This is a genomic window from Stieleria sp., from assembly GCF_041595215.1.
GTDB lineage: Bacteria > Planctomycetota > Planctomycetia > Pirellulales > Pirellulaceae > Stieleria > Stieleria magnilauensis.
This window is the reverse complement of the sequence record NZ_JBFHKV010001259.1, coordinates 1-2,239: the sequence shown is the minus strand read 5'-3', so window position 1 is coordinate 2,239 and position 2,239 is coordinate 1. Positions and strand designations below refer to the sequence as shown.

Genomic DNA, 2,239 nt, shown 5'->3' with positions numbered 1-2,239 from the left:
CCACCAGATCCGCTTTCGTGTACGTGTAGCGATGGTCCGGCGCGTAGGTCGTCAGGTGCATCGTCAGCATCGCCGTTGTGTTCGGGCTGACACCGATTGCTGATGGTGGCATCTTCGCCCGACGAATCGCAGCCGCGAGACTGCTGGTCGCTTTGGCGGGTGCGGTGGCGGTCTTGGCCGCCGTTCGGACGATTGGACATTGGCCATCGGGGCAATCGCTGGTGAGCGATGGCGCGAGGTTCGGACAGTCCTGGGCGATGGCTGGCGATGCGATCAGCACGGCCAGAAGTAGAGCAAAGCGTTTCATTGCCTCACGCCTCCGTGTCAAGTTTCGATAGTCCATCGGGGCCGCTCTGTGCGAACGCCGCAACGTCTTCCGCTGGTGCGTCTGCAATCTCGGCAAGCACCTCCCTGCGAACCTCAATCGCTTCACGTCCACGATAGCCTGCCTGCCGAACTGCTCGCGTCACGGCAACACGCAACCGCATCGGCTGACCGATCTTGCTGACACGACCCTCGGTGTCGTCGTCGCAGTCTTCGAGCATCTTGAACAGCAACTCAAAAATCAGATCCCACGGAATATTCATCTCTTACCCCATCAATGGCGGTGAACTGGACGGACCCGCAATCTCGCCGATCGCTTGCACGGTCAATCGTCCAGCACGGAATGACTTTTCAACCTCGTCGAAACGTCGGTTGTAGATGTGCTTCTCGCCCCACGACTCGTTTGATTCGCGGATGAACCGCTCTCCATCGGACGCGACAAACGCGCCGATGAAAGCCATGTTGTGCGACCACGAATCGCGCGGGTTGCGTGCATGAATCGGGAACCCGTCGGGATGCTCGCCGACCTTGTGGATCGCTTCACCTGAGCAAACAAAAGACGGCTTGCCAGCCAGAAGCAGATCCCAAAGCTGATCCGCTGACTTGACGCTTGGCGATTCGAGAACCGCAAAATCCTTGTACGATTCCAGTTCGTCGATGTGTGCCCAATTCCCAAACGCCCGATACAACGCAGCCCCGTCGCGTCCCTGCGGCTCGGGAAAGTCGTTGGCGTGGTCCAGGTCTGCATCCGACAGGATCCGCATCAGTGCGGGCGTGTTGCATGGGACAACGCCCTGCATCAATGACCAGGCCATCGGGGCACAGTAGAGCCCGTCGCCTCGTCGCATGTTGGCTTTCTTTCGCGCGTGACCGTAGGACCACGGCCCGTAGAAACTGTAATTGCTCGAACCGAACTCGTTGCGACCAAGGTATTCCTGCGACTTGCCCAGCAAGACGATTTGATACATCAGGCGGGCGACCCAGATGCGGAACGTGTTCGACATCACACACGAGCCGATGATCTGCGGCAACCACAAGAGCGGTTTGCCATGCACGAACTCATCGATCAGCGATAAGTCATTCGATCCGCGATGACGCCCTTTGGACAACTGAAACTCGGTCCACTTGGCCATCATCTCGGGTGACATTTCGTCCGCGATTCGCGTTAGAAACGACTGCGGTTGCTCCGCTTGGATCGCGTCAATCGTGCGGTTCTCTTTCGCGATCAACTCGCTTTCGGTCGTGCTCTCGCCGTCCGTCCACCCGCCAAGCTCACGCGGGTCAATCGCCAATTCAACTTCGTCGACGGTTCGGAAATCGGGGTTAATTCTCATTTCACGCCCCCACGAAACCCGACCGCAATCGCGGTGTAATAATCAGCGAGAACGCCACGCGACAACGGCCATCGCCCTTGGATGTCCTCATTTAGCTTGGCGCCAACCGCTGGCAGATACTTGTCAAAACTCGCGACCGCTTGCAGGTCAGCGACCAGCTTTTTGCCCACGTCGTCCACCGTGTCCGATGGCGATGATCGCAACCGTGTTGCCGCTGCTTCGTATGCGATCGCGTAGTCGGCGCGGTTCGCGATGCCTGCGGACCACTTGGCGACCCGTTGGCCGATGTTTTCGAAATCGTCGGCGGGAACGTTGTCGGGCTCAGGACCCGGCGGGTCCGGGTCGTCCGGTTCTGGTTCCGGTTCCGGCGTCACGTCCTCGTTGATGACGATGTCGACAAGCTGCTGCTTCTGGTTTTCAAAGTCCGTACAAAACAGCGTGACCCACGCCTCGCTCGTCGTGTAGGCCCGATAGCCGCCCTTGGTCGACTCGGTGACTCGCACCGGCTTACCGTCGGGCTGCTTGGCCAAGACGAGGATTGAATACCCTTCGGCGCCGTCCAGAACAATCAGCGTCGTTTG

The 2,239-nt window shown here is 59.1% G+C and carries 4 protein-coding genes; all 4 read right to left on the bottom strand.

Translation table 11 applies throughout. From position 1 onward, the window contains the following. Positions 1–307: hypothetical protein (locus ABX749_RS30335; protein ID WP_372899328.1), on the bottom strand; the 307-nt coding region annotated here is incomplete at its 3' end. Between the two features lie 4 nt (positions 308–311). After that, a complete protein-coding gene (locus ABX749_RS30330) occupies positions 312–587 on the bottom strand; it encodes a hypothetical protein (RefSeq protein ID WP_372899327.1) in 276 nt (91 codons plus the stop codon). A gap of 3 nt (positions 588–590) precedes the next feature. Then, positions 591–1,658 carry a hypothetical protein gene (locus ABX749_RS30325; RefSeq protein ID WP_372899326.1) on the bottom strand — a complete coding sequence of 356 codons (1,068 nt, stop codon included), beginning with the start codon at positions 1,656–1,658 and terminating at the stop codon, positions 591–593. After that, on the bottom strand, positions 1,655–2,239 hold a 585-nt coding region (locus ABX749_RS30320), incomplete at its 5' end, for a hypothetical protein (RefSeq protein ID WP_372899325.1). The genes ABX749_RS30320 and ABX749_RS30325, both read right to left, overlap by 4 nt.

Bases quoted from the DNA above. Each gene is read 5' to 3' on its own strand.
- ABX749_RS30330 (WP_372899327.1), bottom strand. From the start codon at position 587: ATGAATATTCCGTGGGATCTGATTTTTGAGTTGCTGTTCAAGATGCTC.
- ABX749_RS30325 (WP_372899326.1), bottom strand. From the start codon at position 1,658: ATGAGAATTAACCCCGATTTCCGAACCGTCGACGAAGTTGAATTGGCG.